Origin of the sequence: Sphingomonas endolithica, from assembly GCF_025231525.1 — a bacterium.
GTDB classification, from domain to species: Bacteria; Pseudomonadota; Alphaproteobacteria; order Sphingomonadales; family Sphingomonadaceae; genus Sphingomonas; species Sphingomonas endolithica.
Map to the genome: position 1 here is coordinate 36936 of NZ_CP103057.1, position 18495 is coordinate 55430.

Annotated in this window: 14 protein-coding genes and 2 pseudogenes; 8 read left to right on the forward strand and 8 right to left on the reverse strand. The window is 64.1% G+C overall.

All coding sequences use genetic code 11. From position 1 onward, the window contains the following. Nucleotide 1: 1 nt before the first annotated feature. The gene (locus tag NV382_RS00170; protein WP_260598555.1) at nucleotides 2-1426 is read right to left on the reverse strand and encodes an aldehyde dehydrogenase family protein; all 1425 of its coding nucleotides are present in this window, start codon (nucleotides 1424-1426) and stop codon (nucleotides 2-4) included. A 117-nt stretch (nucleotides 1427-1543) separates the two neighbouring features. On the opposite strand from NV382_RS00170, the gene NV382_RS00175 reads away from it, so the two are divergent. The 5 genes from NV382_RS00175 (at nucleotide 1544) to NV382_RS00195 (ending at nucleotide 5078) form a co-directional block, all read left to right on the forward strand. After that, nucleotides 1544-2518: a quinone oxidoreductase family protein gene (locus NV382_RS00175; RefSeq protein ID WP_260598556.1), complete on the forward strand. Its 975-nt coding sequence runs from the start codon at nucleotides 1544-1546 to the stop codon at nucleotides 2516-2518. Nucleotides 2519-2628: 110 nt separating this feature from the next. Beyond that, nucleotides 2629-3120 carry a hypothetical protein gene (locus NV382_RS00180; protein WP_260598557.1) on the forward strand — a complete coding sequence of 164 codons (492 nt, stop codon included), beginning with the start codon at nucleotides 2629-2631 and terminating at the stop codon, nucleotides 3118-3120. Nucleotides 3121-3319: 199 nt separating this feature from the next. Continuing rightward, nucleotides 3320-3877, forward strand: coding sequence for a hypothetical protein (locus NV382_RS00185; protein WP_260598558.1), 558 nt, complete (start codon nucleotides 3320-3322; stop codon nucleotides 3875-3877). Between the two features lie 114 nt (nucleotides 3878-3991). Then, on the forward strand, nucleotides 3992-4303 hold the full coding sequence (locus NV382_RS00190; protein WP_260598559.1) for a hypothetical protein: 312 nt from the start codon (nucleotides 3992-3994) through the stop codon (nucleotides 4301-4303). A 91-nt stretch (nucleotides 4304-4394) separates the two neighbouring features. Next, the gene (locus NV382_RS00195; RefSeq protein ID WP_418066719.1) at nucleotides 4395-5078 is read left to right on the forward strand and encodes a hypothetical protein; all 684 of its coding nucleotides are present in this window, start codon (nucleotides 4395-4397) and stop codon (nucleotides 5076-5078) included. Between the two features lie 52 nt (nucleotides 5079-5130). Here the strand turns inward: NV382_RS00195 and NV382_RS00200 are convergent. The 4 genes and pseudogenes from NV382_RS00200 to map form a co-directional block, all read right to left on the reverse strand. Beyond that, nucleotides 5131-5909 (reverse strand): annotated as a pseudogene (locus tag NV382_RS00200) (helix-turn-helix domain-containing protein). 558 nt (nucleotides 5910-6467) lie between these two features. Beyond that, nucleotides 6468-7880, reverse strand: coding sequence for a type I glutamate--ammonia ligase (gene glnA, locus NV382_RS00205; RefSeq protein WP_260598560.1), 1413 nt, complete (start codon nucleotides 7878-7880; stop codon nucleotides 6468-6470). 95 nt (nucleotides 7881-7975) lie between these two features. Continuing rightward, nucleotides 7976-8314 (reverse strand): P-II family nitrogen regulator, encoded by a 339-nt coding sequence (locus tag NV382_RS00210; protein ID WP_260598561.1) that lies wholly within the window; start codon nucleotides 8312-8314, stop codon nucleotides 7976-7978. Nucleotides 8315-8864: 550 nt separating this feature from the next. Further along, complete coding sequence (map, locus tag NV382_RS00215; protein WP_260598562.1) at nucleotides 8865-9689, reverse strand: type I methionyl aminopeptidase; 825 nt, start codon at nucleotides 9687-9689, stop codon at nucleotides 8865-8867. 63 nt (nucleotides 9690-9752) lie between these two features. On the opposite strand from map, the gene NV382_RS00220 reads away from it, so the two are divergent. Then, nucleotides 9753-10508, forward strand: a complete 756-nt coding sequence (locus NV382_RS00220; RefSeq protein ID WP_260600500.1) for a competence/damage-inducible protein A — start codon at nucleotides 9753-9755, stop codon at nucleotides 10506-10508. Between the two features lie 24 nt (nucleotides 10509-10532). Then, complete coding sequence (locus NV382_RS00225; RefSeq protein WP_260598563.1) at nucleotides 10533-10871, forward strand: hypothetical protein; 339 nt, start codon at nucleotides 10533-10535, stop codon at nucleotides 10869-10871. A gap of 12 nt (nucleotides 10872-10883) precedes the next feature. Here the strand turns inward: NV382_RS00225 and NV382_RS00230 are convergent, their stop codons facing one another. Next, on the reverse strand, nucleotides 10884-14372 hold the full coding sequence (locus NV382_RS00230) for a PAS domain S-box protein (protein ID WP_260598564.1): 3489 nt from the start codon (nucleotides 14370-14372) through the stop codon (nucleotides 10884-10886). Between the two features lie 66 nt (nucleotides 14373-14438). After that, nucleotides 14439-14888: pseudogene (locus NV382_RS19615) on the reverse strand (PAS domain S-box protein); the annotation flags it as partial. A gap of 402 nt (nucleotides 14889-15290) precedes the next feature. On the opposite strand from NV382_RS19615, the gene NV382_RS00240 reads away from it, so the two are divergent. Continuing rightward, complete coding sequence (locus NV382_RS00240; RefSeq protein ID WP_260598566.1) at nucleotides 15291-17276, forward strand: putative bifunctional diguanylate cyclase/phosphodiesterase; 1986 nt, start codon at nucleotides 15291-15293, stop codon at nucleotides 17274-17276. Here NV382_RS00240 and NV382_RS00245 read toward each other — a convergent pair. Then, entirely contained in the window at nucleotides 17273-18370 is a 1098-nt protein-coding gene (locus tag NV382_RS00245) for an AI-2E family transporter (RefSeq protein ID WP_260598567.1), read from the reverse strand. The two genes, NV382_RS00240 and NV382_RS00245, sit on opposite strands and share 4 nt — an antisense overlap. Nucleotides 18371-18495 lie beyond the last annotated feature (125 nt).

The window sequence follows — 18495 nt, forward strand, 5'->3', positions numbered from 1 at the left end:
GTCAAACCGGCGCGCCGATAACGGCCTTGATCTCCATGAAATCGGCCAGCCCGTATTTGCCGCCCTCGCGACCGTTGCCGGATTGCTTGTAGCCGCCGAACGGTGCGCCGCCGCCCCCCGACCAGCCATTGATCGTCACCATGCCCGCACGTAGCCGCGGCGCGATCCGTGCAGCTTCGGCGGGGTCGCCGGAGATCGTCGCCGACAGCCCGTATTCGGTATCGTTGGCCAGGCGGATGGCATGCTCTTCATCGTCATAGGCAGTAATCGTCGCCACCGGCCCGAACACCTCCTCGCGCGCGATACGCATGCCAGGAGTGACATCGGCAAACAGCGTCGGCTTGACGAAATACCCCGCATTGCGGCCATCCGGGCGCCCGGTGCCGCCGGTGACGAGTGTCGCGCCCTCGTCGATCGCCGACTGGATTAGTCCCTGGATCTTGTCGTATTGCGCCTTGTTGACCACCGGCCCGATATGCGCACCCATCTCGTTCGGGTTACCGACGCTTACGCTTTCCATGATCGACTTCACCACTTGCGTCGCGTCAGCCACCTGGCTCGTGTGCACCAGCAGGCGGGTCGGCGCGATGCAGCTCTGCCCCGAATTGGCGATCACGCCCTGCAGCGTGGGCGGCAGCACGGCGGCAAGATCGGCGCCCTGCAGCACCAGGTTCGGCGCCTTGCCGCCCAGTTCCTGATGCACGCGCTTGACGGTGGCAGCGGCCGCCTGTGCCACGGCGATGCCGGCGCGGGTCGATCCGGTGAAGCTCACCATGTCGACATCGCGGTGCGTGGACAGCGCCGCGCCGACCGTCTGACCATCGCCGTTGACGAGGTTGAACACACCCGCCGGCACGCCCGCTTTGTCGAGGATCTCGGCCAGGATCACCGCGCAGCCCGGTGCTTCCTCCGACGGCTTCAGCACCATCGTGTCGCCGGCGGCAAGTGCCGGGGCGACTTTCGCGCAGATCTGGTTGAGCGGCCAGTTCCACGGCGTTATCATTGCCACGACGCCCAGCGGCTCGTGCACCACGCGCGTCTTGCCGTCCATCTCCTCGAAGCTGAACTCGTTCAGCGCCTTTAGCGTGCCGAGGAAATAGCCGAGGCCGGCCGGTGCCTGCGCTGCCGTGGCAAAGCCGATCGGCGCGCCCATCTCTTCGCTCGTCGCCTGTGCGAGATCGGGGATGCGAGCTTTATATTCCTCGATGATGCGGCCCAGCAGAGCCGCACGATCGGCCGCGCTGGTGCGCGAAAAGCTCTCGAACGCACGCCTGGCCGCTGCGACTGCCTTGTCGACGTCCGCATGACTACCAAGCATGATCTTGCTCACCGGCTGTTCGGTCGCGGGATCGATCACCGCATGGCGCGTGCCCCCGTCGCTATCGACCCAGGCGCCGTCGATATAATGCTTGAGGTAGCTCTTCATCATCGTCTCCACGCTTTTGAATGTGCGGTACGGTTGCGTGACTAGATGACGCGTGGGGCGGGGCGTTGCAACTCGAAACGCATGGTCTAGGATGGGCGACGAGCCAGGAGATACGCCATGACCCGCGCCGCCCAGATCAGCCGCACCGGTGGACCCGAGGTGATCGACTGGATCGATGTCGACCTGCCGGATCCCGCGCCGGGCGAGGTGCGGATGCGCAATATCGCGGTCGGGCTCAACTATATCGACGTGTATCATCGCACCGGACTTTACCCGGCCAAGCTGCCAGGCGGCCTGGGATCGGAGGCCGCCGGCGTGGTCGAGGCAGTGGGCGAGGGGGTGACGCACTTCGCCCCCGGTGACCGGGTGGGGACGTTCGGCCCGACGCTTGGCGCCTATGCCACGGCGCGCAACCTGCCGGCCGACACGCTGCTGCCATTACCCGATGACGTGGACGACCAGACTGCTGCCGCCTTGCTGCTGAAGGGCTGCACCGCGGAATTCCTGATCGAGCGCTGCGCCAAGGTGCAGCCCGGCCAGACCGTCCTGGTCCATGCCGCGGCAGGCGGTGTCGGGCATCTGCTCGTCGGCTGGCTGAAAGCGATCGGCGCGACGGTGATAGGCACCGCAGGCAGCGACGAGAAAGCCGCCCAGGCGCGTGCCGCGGGCGCCGATCACGTCATCCTGCACAAGGAAGAGGATACTGCCGGCCGCGTGCGCGAGATCACGGGCGGCGCAGGCGTGCCGGTGATCCTCGATGGTGTGGGCAAGGCGACCTGGCAGGTTTCACTCGATAGCGCAGCACGGCGCGGCCTGATCGTCAGCTATGGCAATGCCGGCGGCAAGGTGGATGGCGTCGATCTGGGCGTGCTCGCAGCCAAGGGTTCGCTGTTTGTCTCGCGACCCACCTTGTTCCATTATTATGTGACTGCGGAGGAACGACAGGCCGGCGTCGCGCGGCTGTTCGAGATGTTGCGCACCGGGGCAATCGTGCCGGAGATCGGGCAGACCTTCGCGCTGGAGAACGCGGCGGACGCGCACCGTGCGCTGGAGGCGGGAAACACGCGCGGGGCGACGGTGTTGGTGGTGTAGCCGGATTGATCCGAAGTCTTTCTTTCCACAACGTATCGGCTTTGCTGGCGAGAATAAGGATTGGAGGAGAGCGCCATGGGACACGTGGACGCACTGCCGAACGGGCGGTGATGCAGTCGACAGTCTGGCTGACGATCCTCTTTGGCGTACTGGCGGCGGGTTACGACGGGCCGCGTGTTGCGGCGACAGTGAGCGGCGATGAGGCCGGGCGGTCGCTCGCTCGTCAATCAGTGGTTGCTGGCGCGGCCGCGCGTGGGGAGGGCGCTGCAGCAAAGCGCCTTTTGGCCACAGACCATCGATGGTCCGCAAACTGTCCAATTCCGTCCGATGCGCCGGACGCGCCGCTAGGGCAAACCTTTGACACCCTCAAGACGCATTACGGTTCGCCGGCCACTACTGACCGGTTTGTTCTGGGTGAAGCGACGGATGCGGTGAGGATGTCCGTGCGTAACGTGCTATTGGCGCCTGGAGATCTGAAGCGCGAAGTTGCGGAGATGATATGGCGCGCCGACGGGTGCGAATTGCGCGTGTGGCTGGCCGAACGAAATGGACGATGGGTGGCGGTGCGAGCCATGCGGGCGCCTGAGGGCGGCGAGCACTGAGCTTGCTGCGCTCGGGCCGACGCGAGGTTGCCGTTGCAGGCGAACAGAAGTTTGGACCGCGGAGCAACGGCGCGCGTGGTCAAGGGCGCCGCCGCCGGCTAATGTCGTCGGGGAGACTATGCGGATGCCGATGCCACAGCTGACTATCCACAATATTGGTTCGAATGATCGATCTCAATTTCCGAGGACCACTGGCGCATTGATCGTCGTCGCAGGGCTGTTCGCCATCGGCCCTGCAAACGCGCAGGATTATGCCGCGCGGGATGTCGGCGGCTGGACGGTTACCGCAAGCAGGGACAAGCTGGGTTGCTTCCTGACCAGGGAATTTGAACGGGCGGGGGGCACCACGCTGCTGCTCGGGCTGGATGTCGACGGCACCAATCACCTGTCTGTCCTGAACGCCAACTGGTCGATTAAGCCGAGAGAACAGATGAAATTGAACTTTCGCCTGTCGACCGGCGGTTACGCCAACCACATCGCGGTGGGTATGGCTTCGGAAGGGAAGCGCGGGTTCGTCACCACCTTCGAGGCAAAGTTTCCCGCCTATTTCGCTTCCTCCAAGGTCCTCCGCATCTCCCGCGGCGACGTGCCGGTTGAGCAATTGAGACTTGAGGGCAGCGGTGCTGCGGTGGCGGAATTGCGCCGCTGCGTGTGGATTCACAAGGTGAAGATCGCCGGCGGTGGAGCCCGCAAGGATCGGCCCGACGATATACCGACGGACCCGTTCGCTCCCGACGCGAGGCGGCCGGCCAGGTAGCAGGCCCCGACACGATCCGCTGAGCCGAGAAGATGCACGACCGGTCATAATGCGGATTGTTCAAATCGGGCCGCTCGGCTTGGCTTCCACCCTTGGTTAGTGATTGGAAGAAACATGTCCCCATTCGTATCGAAATTCGTTCCTGCAGCCGTGATCCTGGTGGGTGCGGTTGGCCTCGGCGGGTGCGCCACGAAATCCTATGTCCGGGAGCAGATCGCGCCGGTGAGCCAGCGCGTCGATACGCTCGAGACGCGATTGCAGGAAACCGACGGCGTCGCCAAATCGGCGCTGGCCGAGGCGCAGGCGGCTTCCGGGCAATTGCAGAACAATGGCCAGCGGCTCGACCAACTCACCGGTCGCGTGGATGGTATCGACCAGCGCCTGCAGGCGCAGGAGCGCAAGCCGGCAAAGCGCCCGCGCAACTGATCGCATGCGGCAGCCCGCGGGCTGCAGCACATTGATTTCCTCGTCGGCCGTTCCCTCTGGGGGACGGCCGATTCATGTCGAGCGTATCGCAATGTTGATTCCCGTCTTTCGCGCGCTGGCCGGTGTCGCGCTGCTCATGCAATTGGCGGCGGGCGCGCGGCCGCTTGCGTCGATGCAAGCCGCCGCACCGGTGGCCGCACCGGAGATCGGCGCGTCGGCGGCGGCACTGCGCGTGGCCGATTGGGTCGTGGCGTCGGGCGACAATCATGCGCTGCCCTATATCATCGTCGATAAAGCCACGGCGTCGCTGCTGATGTTCGACGCCAAGGGCCAGGCGCGCGGCCAGGTGCCGGTGTTGATCGGCATCGCCGTGGGGGACGACGCGACCCCTGGCATCGGCAGCAAGAACCTCGCCGAGATCGGCCCCGCGGAAAAGACGACGCCGGCGGGCCGTTTCCTCGCCAAGTTCGGAAGGCCGGTCGGCAAGGAGCGGATCCTGTGGGTGGATTATGCCACGTCGGTGGCGCTCCACCCGATTCCGCCGGGCGCCAGCAAGAAGGAGCGGCGGCGCGAACGCATGCTGTCGCCGACGGCGGCGGACAATCGCATCACCTTCGGCTGCATCAACGTGCCCGCGGCCTTCTACGCCAGGACGCTGCGCCCGGCATTCCAGAAGAAGGGCGGCTATGTCTATGTGCTGCCCGACACCAAGCCGATCGAGGTGGTGTTCCCGCGGTTGCGGGTTCAGGCGGCGGTTGGCGGTGGTGGAGGCTGATCGCGCACTGCCCCGCGGCGGTGTGCGCAATCAACCTCTCCCAGGTTCGATCCTACCCGATTGTCACGCCTACGACGAGCCAACGGCCAACTTCTCGCTCCAGCGTGACCGTCTCGACTGCCTCGGCCTTGTTGGCGAAGCTGGTACGGAACTTCACCGCCTCGTAGCCGGCAGGCGGAGCGGGCAGGTTCTCTTGGCTGACAAAGGTGCGTGCGATTACCACGCCCAGCGGCGTGCGGGCCTTTTCGGATGCTGCCGCCCAAACCTGTGGCGTGTTCAGTTTGCGGAATGCCGTGCCGGTCGCCTTGTAGCTGTCGTCCAACCGGCCTTGATCCACCAAGGCCAGAAAGTCCCGCGCCGAGTCCAGCACCTCGGGGTTTGGAGTTTCGGCTGACGTAAGCGCGGTCGGCGCTGGAGCAGTAGCGACTTGCGGCGCGGCAAGTAGCGCCAAAAGGTCAAGAACAAGCGTCATAAGAAAGCCTCCGATGATGATCCATGGATGGCGGTGCGCCCGCCCGCGCCGCTGGTCGGCGCCGCTTCCTCATCCACCGGCGGGCACGTCGCGTCTGCCCCGAATTCCATGTCTCCAGACAAATTGGGGTCCGACGCCATGCCGCCGCCTTCGGCCTCCAGCAGCAGACGTGCCGCCTCGCGGCTACTCGACACCGCCATCTTGCGCCGTGCGTCGCGAAGTCGTTCGTTGATCGTAGGGACCGACAAGCCCAGGCTGCGCGCGGTGGATTTCGCGTCGTGACCGCGTACTATAAGGCGAAGGGTCTGCTTCTGCTTCTCCGTAAGCGCGCCGACGCCTTCCTTCACAACCGTGTTCATACGGTGCGGACGTAAGTCAGGGGCAGTACGGCTACTACCCCGAAAAATTCGTACTTTCGGATCGGAGCAACTTGCCTCGGGCGTGGTTGTGCTGCCAGTTGACGCCCGTGGAGCCCCTACCCGCGCTGGATTTTCTCACGGCAGCGTCCATCCAGCCGCACACCGGAACGGCGCATGTCTTTCCCAATCCTGAGATGGCGGGCAGGATTGATAGCCGCGAACTCTAGCGATGGTGTCGACAACGAAACTGCTGGTTGGCAATATGATGACCGTAAGCAGCACCCCGACAAGCGCTGTCGCAAACAGGATGTCGGCCGGCTTCACGAGGCGCTTCGAAGACGATGAGCGTTTCCGCCGCTTCATGCACCTGATCGACTGACGATGCTCAGTCAAACAGCTGTAAAGAAAGAACACGTATTAAAAAGGGTGCCCGGTGTGAATCCGGACGCCCTTTTTGTTTGGTAGCGGCGCGACGAAGCCGCGCCGTCGGTCCTCGCTATAGCGAGGCCGGCCGACAGCTACTATGCGCTTGCGCGCACCGCGCGGTCGTGGCCGCGCTCAGTAGCTGTAGTACATATCGAACTCGACCGGGCTCGGGGTCATTTCCCAGCGCGCGACCTCTTCCATCTTCAGTTCGATGTACGACTCGATCTGGTCCTTGGTGAACACGTCGCCCTTGAGCAGGAAATCGTGATCCGAGGCCAAGGTCTCGAGCGCCTCGCGAAGCGACGCGCAGACGGTCGGCACGTTGGCCAGTTCCGCCGGCGGCAGGTCGTACAGGTTCTTGTCCATCGCTTCGCCGGGATGGATCTTGTTCTGGATCCCGTCGAGGCCGGCCATCAGCAGCGCCGCATAGCAGAGATACGGGTTGGCCATCGCGTCGGGAAAGCGCACTTCGACGCGCTTTGCCTTGGCGCCGGTGCCGTACGGAATGCGGCACGACGCCGAGCGGTTGCGCGCCGAGTAAGCGAGCAACACAGGCGCTTCATAGCCCGGGACCAGGCGCTTGTAGCTGTTGGTCGACGGGTTGGTAAAGGCATTGAGCGCCTTGGCGTGCTTGATGATCCCGCCGATGAAATACAGGCAGGTGTCACTGAGGCCGGCATAGCCGTTGCCGGCGAACAACGGCGTGCCGCCATCCCAGATCGACAGATGCGTGTGCATGCCGCTGCCGTTATCTTCCTTGATCGGCTTGGGCATGAACGTGACCGTCTTGCCGTAGGCCTGCGCGACATTGTGGCAGACGTACTTGTAGATCTGCATGCGATCGGCAGTGGTGGTCAGCGTGCCGAAGGTCAGGCCGAGTTCGTGCTGGCCGGCGGCGACCTCATGGTGGTGCTTGTCGCACGGCAGACCCATTTCGAGCATGGTCGAGACCATCTCGCCACGGATGTCGACCGCGGAGTCGACCGGTGCGACCGGGAAATAGCCGCCCTTGGCGCGTGGGCGGTGGCCGAGATTGCCGCTCTCATAGCTGGTCCCGGTATTGGTCGGCAGCTCGATATCGTCGATCTTGTAGTAGGACGTGGCGTAGCTCGTCTCGAACTGCACGTTGTCGAACATGAAGAATTCGGCTTCCGGCCCGATATAGATCGTGTCGCCGATGCCAGTGGTCTTGAGGTAGGCTTCGGAACGCTTGGCGGTCGAGCGCGGATCGCGGGCATAGAGCTCGCCCGTCGACGGCTCGACGATATCGCACACAAGGATCAGCATCGGCGTGGCCGAGAAGGGATCGATCCACACGGCGTCGAGATCGGGCTTCAGGATCATGTCGGACTCGTTGATCGCCTTCCAGCCCTCGATCGAGGAGCCGTCGAACATGAAGCCGTCATCCAGTTCGTCCTCGCCGACGACGCCGGCAACCATGGTCAGATGCTGCCATTTGCCCTTGGGATCGGTGAAGCGCAGATCGATCCACTCGATCTCCTCGTCCGCGACCATCTTCAGGACGTCTTTTGCCGTATTCGCCATAAACCAAATGCCTTTCGTGTTCGAATGTTCGTGCGGCAGAATCGATCGTCCTCTGCCGCCTGCGCGGTCACGCTGTCATGGAATGTTGCGCCGCGTCAAATCGCATCCTCGTTGCGTTCGCCGGTGCGGATGCGCAGTGCCGTCTCGACCGGAATGACGAAGATCTTGCCGTCGCCGATGCGCCCGGTTTGTGCCGCGGCAGCGATCGCCTCGACCACGCGCTCGGCCAGCGCGTCCTCGACGACCACTTCCAGCTTCACCTTGGGGAGGAAATCCACGACATATTCGGCGCCGCGATACAGCTCGGTGTGGCCCTTCTGCCGGCCGAAGCCCTTGGCCTCGGTCACCGTGATGCCACTGACACCCACCTCGTGCAGCGCCTCCTTCACCTCATCAAGCTTGAACGGCTTGATGATCGCTTCGATCTTCTTCACGTGGCTTGGTCCTCACTCGACTGCGCGAAACACAGCGCCCCGCCGCCGTGGTTTACAACAACCGTGCCAGTTGCGCGAGAGGGGCGGGGCAGGGTGCAGCCGGCGGTCTTGGGTGTCGGCGTCTGCCTAACAGAGCGGCAATTAGAGGTGTGTGCCTCGTTTTCGGGCAAGCGGCGTGCTGCCTGCGGTTAAGGCGTGCATAAACGAGCGGTGTTATCCCCCTTAGCGTCACCCTGGACTTGTTCGACAACTATCCCTTTGAGACATGGATCGTCATCCCCCCGAAGGCGGGGATCCATAGTGGCGGGCTTAGCGGCTGAAATGCAGACGTTCGAGTATATGGATCCCCGCCTACGCGGGATGACGGCGAATTACTTGGTCGAAGGCTACAACCGCCGACTTGTTCCGGGGTCTACCGTGGCGCAACCTCTAGGCCGCTGATCTTGCGGAGCCGTGGACCCCGGAACAAGTCCGGGTCGACGAAGAATTCCGCCGCCACCGTATAACTGCGCGCCTGCTACTGACGCGCTTCCCGAACGAACTCGGCGCCTCAATAAGCCGGCTTGTCGAACCCGCCCGGGCTGGAGGTGAAGATCTCGCAGCCGTCCTCGGTGATGCCGATCGAATGCTCGAACTGTGCCGACAGCGATCGGTCGCGGGTCACTGCCGTCCAGCCATCGTCGAGCAGCTTCACGTCCGGGCGGCCGATATTGATCATCGGCTCGATCGTGAAGATCATGCCCGGCTTCAGCTCCGGCCCGGTGCCCGGGCGTCCGACATGCACCACTTCGGGCGCGTCATGGAACAGCTGCCCGAGGCCATGGCCACAGAAATCGCGCACCACGCCGTAGCGGTGGCGCTCGGCATGGGCCTGGATGGCATGCGCCACATCGCCCATCGTGTTGCCGGGGCGCGCCTGTTCGATGCCGACCATCAGGCATTCATAGGTGACGTCGACCAGCCGCCGCGCCTTGATCGGAACGTCGCCGACCAGATACATCCGGCTCGAATCGCCGTGCCAGCCATCCACGATCGGCGTCACGTCGATATTGACGATATCGCCGCTCTTCAACGCCTTAGGGCTGGGGATGCCGTGACACACGACATGGTTGATCGAGATGCAGCTGGCATGCGTATAGCCACGATAGCCAAGCGTGGCGGGCACGCCGCCGCGATCCACAATGAAGCGGTGGATCAGATCGTTGAGCTCGCCGGTGAATACGCCGGGCACGACGTGCGGCACCAGCATGTCGAGTGTCTCGGCAGCAAGCCGCCCAGCCTTGTGCATGGCATCGAAGGCGGCGCGCCCATGGAGCTTGATCGCGCCGGTGCGGCTCATCGGCGCGTCGGCCGTAACGGTTACATAGTCGGTCATGGCAGTGATATAGCGCGCGCCGTTGGGCTTTGCGAGATGGCACGCACGGTCTATGCCAAGGTCATGACCACACGCATCTGGACGGCCGCGCTTGCGGTGATAGGCGACGAGATCCTGTCGGGCCGCACGCAGGACAAGAATGTTGCGCAGATCGCGTCATGGCTGAACGTGCAGGGCATCCGCTTGGCCGAGGTGCGCATCGTGCCGGATCGGACGGATGCGATCGTCGAGGCGGTGAACGCGCTCAGGGCGCGCAACGATTACCTCTTCACCACCGGTGGGATCGGACCGACGCATGACGACATCACCGTCGATGCGATCGCCGAGGCGCTTGGCGTGGACGTGGTATTCCACCCCAAGGCGGTGGCAGTACTGGAGCGATATTATGAGACCCGCGGTGGCTTCACCGAAGCGCGCAAGCGCATGGCGCGCGTGCCGAAAGGCGCCGACCTGATCGAAAACCGCATGTCGGGGGCACCGGGCATTCGCTTCGGCAACGTGTTCATCATGGCGGGTGTGCCGCACATCACCGCCGGCATGCTGGATGCGCTGACCGGCACGCTGGAAGGCGGGCTGCCGGTCCTGTCCAAGACGATCGGCTGCTGGGTCGGCGAGAGCGAGGTCGCCGAATTGCTGCGTGCGGTCGAGAAGAGCCATGCTGGCGTCGCAATCGGCAGTTACCCGTTCTTCCGCGATGGCCGGACCGGGGCCAATTTCGTCGTGCGCGCGACCGATGCAGAACTTCTCGAGCGATGCATCGTTGATCTGACGCGCGAGATCGAGGCAACCGGCCGCACCGTCGTTGCCGGCGGTATCTGAAACCTTGGGCTCAGGAGCGAAGACGTGAACGCCAGATCAACGACCATCGCGATCGCCTGTGTGCTGCTCGCCGGCTGTGGCGGACCCGGCCCGACCGGCAATAGCGCAGCGGCAGACGTTGCGCCCGACCCGGTCGAGGCGCAGATCGCCAATCTGAGCGCGCCCCTGCAACGCACCACCTTCTTCCGCGCGATCCAGGACGCGGATTATGCCTGCCAGACCATCGTGCAGGTGGTGCCGCGCGGCAAGATCGAGGGCAAGCCGGTCTGGGCGGTGGAATGCGACGGCGGCGCACAATACGTGATCGAGCTGCAGCGCGGCGGCGTGTTCCATGTCAGCGGCGTGCCCAAGCCGACACGGTAACGCTCGGCGCCCTTAGCCGCCTGAGGCAACGCGCATCGCGCCGACAATCCGCTGCATGTCATCCGCGCACTGACGGAGCCGGTCTGCGCGCTCGACGTGCGGCCATTCCTTCAATCCGTCATCCAGCGCGGCTGCGGCATCGCCCAGTTCGGCTTCCCCGAACATGCCGGCCGTGCCGGCGAGATTGTGCGCCATCACGGCCAGGTCGTCGATCTCCCGATCGGTAAATCGCCCGGCCCGCACCATGGCGTCGAGCGCCTCCAGCGTCGACGATCGCCGCGCGGCGTAACGCTGCTGCAGTGTTCCGCTCGGGGCGGGGGCCTTTGTGGGCTCGTCTGTTTCCGCGCGCGGGGCGGCGGGCGCCTCGTCGGTATGGCCGGACGGTGGTGCCTCATTCTCTGGTTGCGCCCCGGCACCGTCCAGATAGCGCAGCAACACCTCCTCCAATTTGCCCGGATCGAGCGGCTTGGTGAGATGTTCGTCCATGCCCGCCTCGCGACAGCGCGCAAGGTGCTCGGGTTGTGCGCTTGCCGTCAGCGCGACGATCGGCATCGTCGCGGCATAGCCGGTCTGACGCCGGAGCGCGCGCGTGGCGGTAAAGCCGTCCATCACCGGCATCTGGCAATCCATCAGGATCAGGTCGAACACCTGCTCCGCCACCGCGTCGAGCGCTTCCATGCCATCCTCAGCCAATTCGACGTCGCAGCCATAGCCAGACAGCATGGCGAGCATCAGTTCACGGTTGAGATCGACGTCGTCCACCACCAGGATGCGCTTGCCGGCGAGGGATAACCGAGCGGCGACGGGCTCGTCTGGGCAGGATGCGTTCTGCGCGGCGATCGGCAGGGAAACTTCGAACCAGAAGGTCGAACCCGTGCCGACCTCGCTGATGACGCCGATCTCGCCGCCCATCAGTGTCACCAATTGCCGGGAAATCACCAGTCCAAGGCCGGTACCGCCATAATGGGAGGCAATTGAGGCATGCGCCTGGGCGAAACGATTGAACAAGGTGGCGATCTTGTCCGGCGACAATCCGCTCCCGGTATCGATGACCTCGACGCGCAGGCGGACGGTGCCATCTTCCCCGGCGGTGCGAAGCACGTTGGTTTTTACCGTACCGCGCGAGAATTTGATCGCGTTCGACAACAGGTTGAGGAGGATTTGCCGCAGGCGTCCGTGATCGCCCACCAGCCGGTGCGGAATGGCCGGATCGACATGGACGCTGAGGGTCACGTCGCGTGCCGCCGCCTGGGGCTCCATCAGGGAACTTGTGCCCGAGAAGAAGCCGGCCACGTCGAATGGCGAGCAATGCAGCGCCAGCTTGTCGGCCTCGAGCTTCGAGAAATCGAGCACGTTGTCGACCACGGCATGCAACGCCATCCCGGCGCGGTGCACCAGGCGGACCCTTCGCTGATCTTCGGGGGCAAGGCCGGTGCTTTGGTCGAGCAGTCGCGAAAACCCGATGATGCTGTTGAGGGGGGTGCGCAGTTCGTGGCTCATGTTCGCCAGGAAACCTTCCTTGGAGTTGATCGCGTCCTCCGCCGCCAGCCTGGCTTCGGCGAGCGCGCTTTCCTGCTCCTTCTGCGCGGTCACATCCCGGATCACGTCCAGATAGCCGGTTGGGACCTGGGTCGCCGGATCGCGCAGCAGCGCCGGGCTCGATTCCACCCACACCCAGCGTTTCGCGGTCTTGTGCCATGCCCGCCACCGCACGCACTTCCCGCTGGCGCCGTTCCACAGTGCGCGGAATGTTTCGCGTAGCTCGACGATGTCGTCGGGATGGGTGATGTTGTCGGGCTCGGCCCCCATCCGGTCTTCGCTCGTATAGCCCGTCACCGATTGCGACGATGGTGATACGAACGTGGTGCGACCGTCCAGGTCGCTGGTGACGATGATGTCGCTCGAGTTTTCCGCCATCAGCCGATAGCGGGAATCGCTTTCCCGCGCCTTTTGCTCGGCATGCTTCAGCGCCGAAATGTCGAGCATCACGCCGAACACGCCGACTGCTACATTGCCTTCCCGTTGGATCGTGCCGCGCGTCAGTACGTGCCGGATCACGCCGTTGGGAAGCAGCAGGCGGTAACTGCTTTCATAGGCCTCCGCGCCGTTGGCGATGGCGTCGGCCAGGATTTGCGCCGCCTGCGCATTGTCGTCGGGATGGCGCCGGCTGATCAGGTTCTCGACCGTCGCCGTATCGCACGTCGGATCGTAATCGAGGATGGTCCACAGTTCGTCCGACCAGGTCATTGCCTGTGTCGACAGATCGTACGTGCAGAACCCCATGTGCGCGATCTTCCCGGCCGCTTGCATCAGCACATTGGCTTGCAGCGCGGCTTGTTCGGCGCGCTTCTGGTCGCTGATGTCGCGCTTGCTGACGAATACCCGGCGCACCAAGCCGCGTTCGCTTTGCAGCGGCACCAGCCGGATATCGAAGGTGCTTCCCTCTCGCACGACCGTCCGCGGCTCCACCATGCGCCCGGCTTCCCCGAACGCCACTGCTTCCCGCAGGTCCCTCGTCATCCTGGCCGAGATGGCGGCTGGGAACAGAGCGGTCAGATCCTTTCCACACGCATCCTCGGTCGTGATGCCCAGCGCGCGTTCTGCCGCTGCGTTCATGGTGTTCATCAGAAACGTATCATCGACCAGGTCGCAGACGAAGTTCTCGTCCGACGAGCCCTCGAAAATGCCCCTGAACAGCGCCTCTGCTTCCTTGGCCAGCTCTGCCGATCGTTCCCCCGTGCGATGCGCGCGGGTCAGCTCCAGATTGCTGTCCTCCAGTGCCGCCAAAGCGGTCATACGGGCCGTTACGTCGCGGCAGGCCGAAACGATGCGGGGTTCGTCATCCTCGCCCGTCACGATGCGCGCGGCGAATTCGATCGGGACGAGATGGCCGTCTTTGTGACGCAGCCAGGTGAGGTGGGTCGCCGTGGACCCCGCCGGCGCGGCCTGCAACCGTGCCGTGGCCGCAGCCATCGCCGCACGATGCTCCCGGCCCATGAATTCGAACACCGTCTTGCCCACCAGATGTTCCGGCGGGTAGCCTAGGATCTTCTGGCTGGAGGGCGACATGTAGGAGCAACGCCCGTCCATGGAATACAGGCCGACCATGTCGCTCGCGCTGTCGGCGAGCAGGCGGTAGCGCGCCTCGGCCTCGCGCTCTGCGGAAAGATCCTGGACCTGGGAGATGAAGTGCTTGGGTTCTCCGTCTTCCCCCACGACCATCGAAACCGACAGCTTGGACCACAGGACGCGGCCGCTCTTGCGGATATACCGCTTTTCCAGTTGATAGGAGGGGATCGTGCCGGCAATCAGCGCATCCAGCAGATGCAGGTCGGCTTGCAGGTCGTCGGGATGGGTTATCTTCTGGAAGTCGAGCGTCCTGGCTTCGTCCGCCGAATAGCCGACCAAGTCGCAAAATGCCGCGTTCAGCTTCATCAGCCGGCCGTCGAGCGCCACCAGCGCCATGCCGATCGGTGCGTGATCGAAGGCGTTTTCGAACAATTCCGTCTGCGCGCGACGCTCCGAAACATCTTGAATCAGGGCGGTGAACTGCCAGTCTTCGCCGATGTTGGTGGCACTGAGCGCAAGCTCGATCGGAAAGACGTCGCCGTCGCGGCGTTGGGCCGTGACCTCGATCTGGGTGCCGATCAGTCGCGCCGTACGGCTTTGCATGAAGCGCGCAAGCCCGCCTTCATGCGCCGAACGCAAATCGTGCGGCACGATCAGCTCCGACATGCGATGCCCGATCGCTTCTTCGGCGCTCCATCCGAAAGTCAGTTCGGCGTGCCTGTTCCATCCACTGACAATGCCGTGTTGGTCGATCGTCACGATCGACTGATGGGCGGTTGCCAGAATGCTCTCGAGGCGCTGCTCGTTGGCTCGTACTGCTTCTTCGAGATGACGGCGTTCGGCCATGTTGTAGGAAAGCGACTGTCGGCTGAGATCGGCGGTCGCCTTTTCAGCTACGCGCCGCCGGGCGACTTCCCGGCGCAGGTCGCGGGAGCGTCGGACAAGCATGATCCCTGTGGCAAAACCGACGCAAAGCAGGACGACGATCGCACCGTCCACTGGCCAGGCATCATATCGTTTTACGAAGGCCGCTAGTTTTTCGAACGCTTCACTGCGGACGCACAAAATGCTCAGCAGCGCGGTGCCGAGCAATGCCCATAAGATCTCCAAATGGGTTTTTGCTCGTCCGGCTCGATTCGACGCCCTGATCAAAATCTGATCTCCTCGGGCCCGGCCTACGTCGAGCGCGCATAAAATATGGTGAAGGCAGAAACACTTAAAATGATTGCGGTTTTTTCGAGTTCACGGTGACGGCAGCGGGGCAACTTGCAAGGTATTGTCAATGCCTTGCCTATAAGGACGGCTGCTAGGGAAACGCGAATGATGCTCCAGTGGCTGCCTGACATAAGAATGCGCCGAGCGCCGCCATCTGACGAGTTTCTGCTCGAACAGTATGTCACGCTGCGCCGCCAGATCCCGCTGATGTATGCGCTGATGTTCATCAATGTGCTGTTCCTGGGCTTCGAATCTTTTCGAGACGTTCCGCTCGGCATGAGCTTCGGCATTCCGACATTGGTGTCGATCGCGATCATCGTTCGCGCAGCGCTGTGGGTGCGCCGCAGATCGATCTCCGCTGCACCGCGTGACGTGCAGCGCTACTTGCGCGGGACCGTTATTTCGGCGGCCGTGCTCAGCATCGTGTTCGGCGTCTGGGGATCGCTGTTATTCTCCGAAGCGGATGCGATGCGCAGCGTGTCGATTTCGTTCTACGTGTTCGTCGGTGCGATCAGCTGCTGCTTCTGCCTGCAGGCGCTGCCGCTGGCCGGCTATGTCGTGTTGCTGTTCGGGGTTATGCCGGTGACGATCCGGCTGATGATCTCGTCCGAATGGTCGCTGTTCAGTGTCGGGGCGAATTTCCTGATCGTCGCGCTGTTGATCCTGCGCACTTTGTCGACCAGTCATGCCGGCTTCAAGGAAGTGCTCCAGTCCCGCTCGGACATGCTGGCGGAGCAGGAGCGGGCACGCGCGGCGGAGCTCAAGGCGCAAGAGCTGGCCTATCGCGATCCGCTCACCGGGCTGGACAATCGCCGCGCGCTGAGCGAACGGCTCGATGCGAGCCTGGCTCGGCCGGCCCGGGGTACGCAACTCTATCTGTTCATGCTCGATCTCGATTTGTTCAAAGGGGTCAATGACGCCTACGGGCACGGTGCCGGCGATCGGCTGCTCCAGGCGGTGGCCAACCGGCTGACCGCGATCGTCGGCACGCTTGGTGTCCCCTATCGCCTGGGCGGCGACGAATTTGCCGTGACGATGGAGCTCTCGAAAAAGGCGCAGCGGGCGGCGGTGGCGATGGCCGACCGGCTGGTGCGGGAGATGGCGGCGCCGTTTGTGATCGATCATTTCTCGCATCATATCAGCGCCAGCATCGGCATCTCGCGCTACCCCGCCGATGCCGCCACCCGCGAAGCGCTGATGCAACATGCCGACATCGCGATGTACAATGCCAAGTCGCTCGGTCGCTCGCGCCACAGTGCGTTCGAACCCCGCATGGGCGAGGAACTCGCCGCCCGCGCCGTGCTGGAGCGCGAGATGCGCGCCGAGATCCGGACCGACGCCTTTCATCCGTTTTATCAGCCGATCGTCGACCTGGCGTCTGGCCGCATCGTCGGCTTCGAGATGCTGGCACGGTGGACGCGCGCCGATGGTTCGACGGTCGACCCCGGCCGGTTTATCCCGGTCATCGAGCAATGCGGCCTGATCGGCGACCTGATGCTCAAGCTGCTCGAGCAAGTGTGCATCGACGCCGCGCGCTGGCCGGCCGGGCTGACGATCGCGATCAACGTGTCCCCGATCCAGTTTCGCGATCCGTGGCTATCGGAAAAGATCCTGGCGGTGTTCACGCGGCACGGGTTCCCGCCGCCGCGGATCAGTCTGGAGATCACCGAAAATGCGCTGATTTCCGATCCTGCCGCCGCCCAACGGATCGTCGAATCGCTGAAGAACCAAGGCGTGTCGCTGTCGCTCGACGATTTCGGGACCGGCTATTCGTCGATCCAGCATCTGCGCATGCTGCCGTTCGACAAGCTCAAGATCGATCGCTCGTTCGTCGTCAACGTGGATACCGACGAGTCGGCCCATCGCATGGTCTCGGCCATGATCCGGCTGGCGGAGAGCCTCCAGCTGAGCGTCATCGCCGAAGGGGTGGAGACCGACTCCGTCCGCGCGACGCTGCACGACCTGGGTTGCCGCGAGGCGCAGGGCTATCTGTTCGGCGCACCGCTGGCGGCATGCGATGCCGACGAACTCCTGGGCCGGGACCAGACCGTGACCGCGCCCTTCGTCACGGAAGAAGCGGCGACGGACATCAGCTCCCTATTGCTCGGCCGGACCGGCTAAGCTCGGCCCTGATCGTCGCTGTCCATCCATTCCTGCCAGACCAGCAACAGCGCGGCCATGATCACCGGCCCGACGAACAGCCCGACCAGCCCCAGCTCTGCCAGCCCGCCGAATGCGCCGAGCAGCGCCAGCAGGAACGGCAATTCCACCGCGCTGCCGATTACCGACGGCTGCACGACATTGTCGCCGACCGTCATCACCACCACGCCAAAGGCAAATAGCAGCGCGCCGGCCAGCACCGATCCGCTGCCGATCAGGATCAGGCTCGCCAGCCCGAACGCCAGCCACGCGCCAAACGGGATCAGCGCCAGCACGATCGTAAAGGTGGCGAACAACAAAGGCTGCGGCACGCCCGCGACCCAATAGCCGATCCCGATCGTTGCCCCTTCGCCAACCGATACCAGCATCGTGCCGTTGACCGTCGCGCGCACTGCCCCCAGCATGCGGTGCAGGAACTCTCCGCCGAACGTGCCGAAGCTCCTCCGCGCGGCGATCCTGACCTGCCGGCCGATCGTCACGCCGCGGGACAACAAGGTCGCCAGCGCCATCAGCGTGATGAGAAACAACCCCGCCTCGCGCGCGACTTCGCCGCCGATCGACCGTGTCCAGCCGAGCACCGACGCCGCGCTGAGCGACCCGAGCAAGGCATTGGCCGCCTGTGGATTGCCGATATGCTGCTGCCAATAAGCCGCAATCCGCGAGCCTATCAGCGGGACGCCGGCTAGCCAGGCCGGCGCAGCGATGCCGAATTGCTGCGCATGCTTGAGCCAGTCGAGCGCCGCCTGGCTTTCCTGCGCCAGCGTGACGGCGGCAAGCGACAAGGGCAAGATCACGAAGAGCGCGGTAACGACGGCAAAGGCGCTGGCCAGCAGCAACGGCCGTCCCGGCATCTTCACGGAGAGCCGCCGATAGAGCGGCCACTCGGCGATCGCGAGCACCGCCGCCCAGGCAAGCGGCGTCAGGAACTCATAGGCCATCCAGATGGCGAGCAAGGTGATGAACACCGTCAGATACGACTGGCGTGTCTTCTGGGCCGGCGTATCGGCGTGGCGCTCCTGCGTTGCCGTACCAGGTGTCGTACGGTGATCGGTCATCGTCGTGGCTCACACTCGCAAAAGCGACGCCTATGAACCGTCAAAGCGATGCGCGACAGCCCGCACGGTCGCGTGGGCAGCGCAGGCCGGTACTTCGCGGGCATCCAGCGGTGAAGATTGACCAG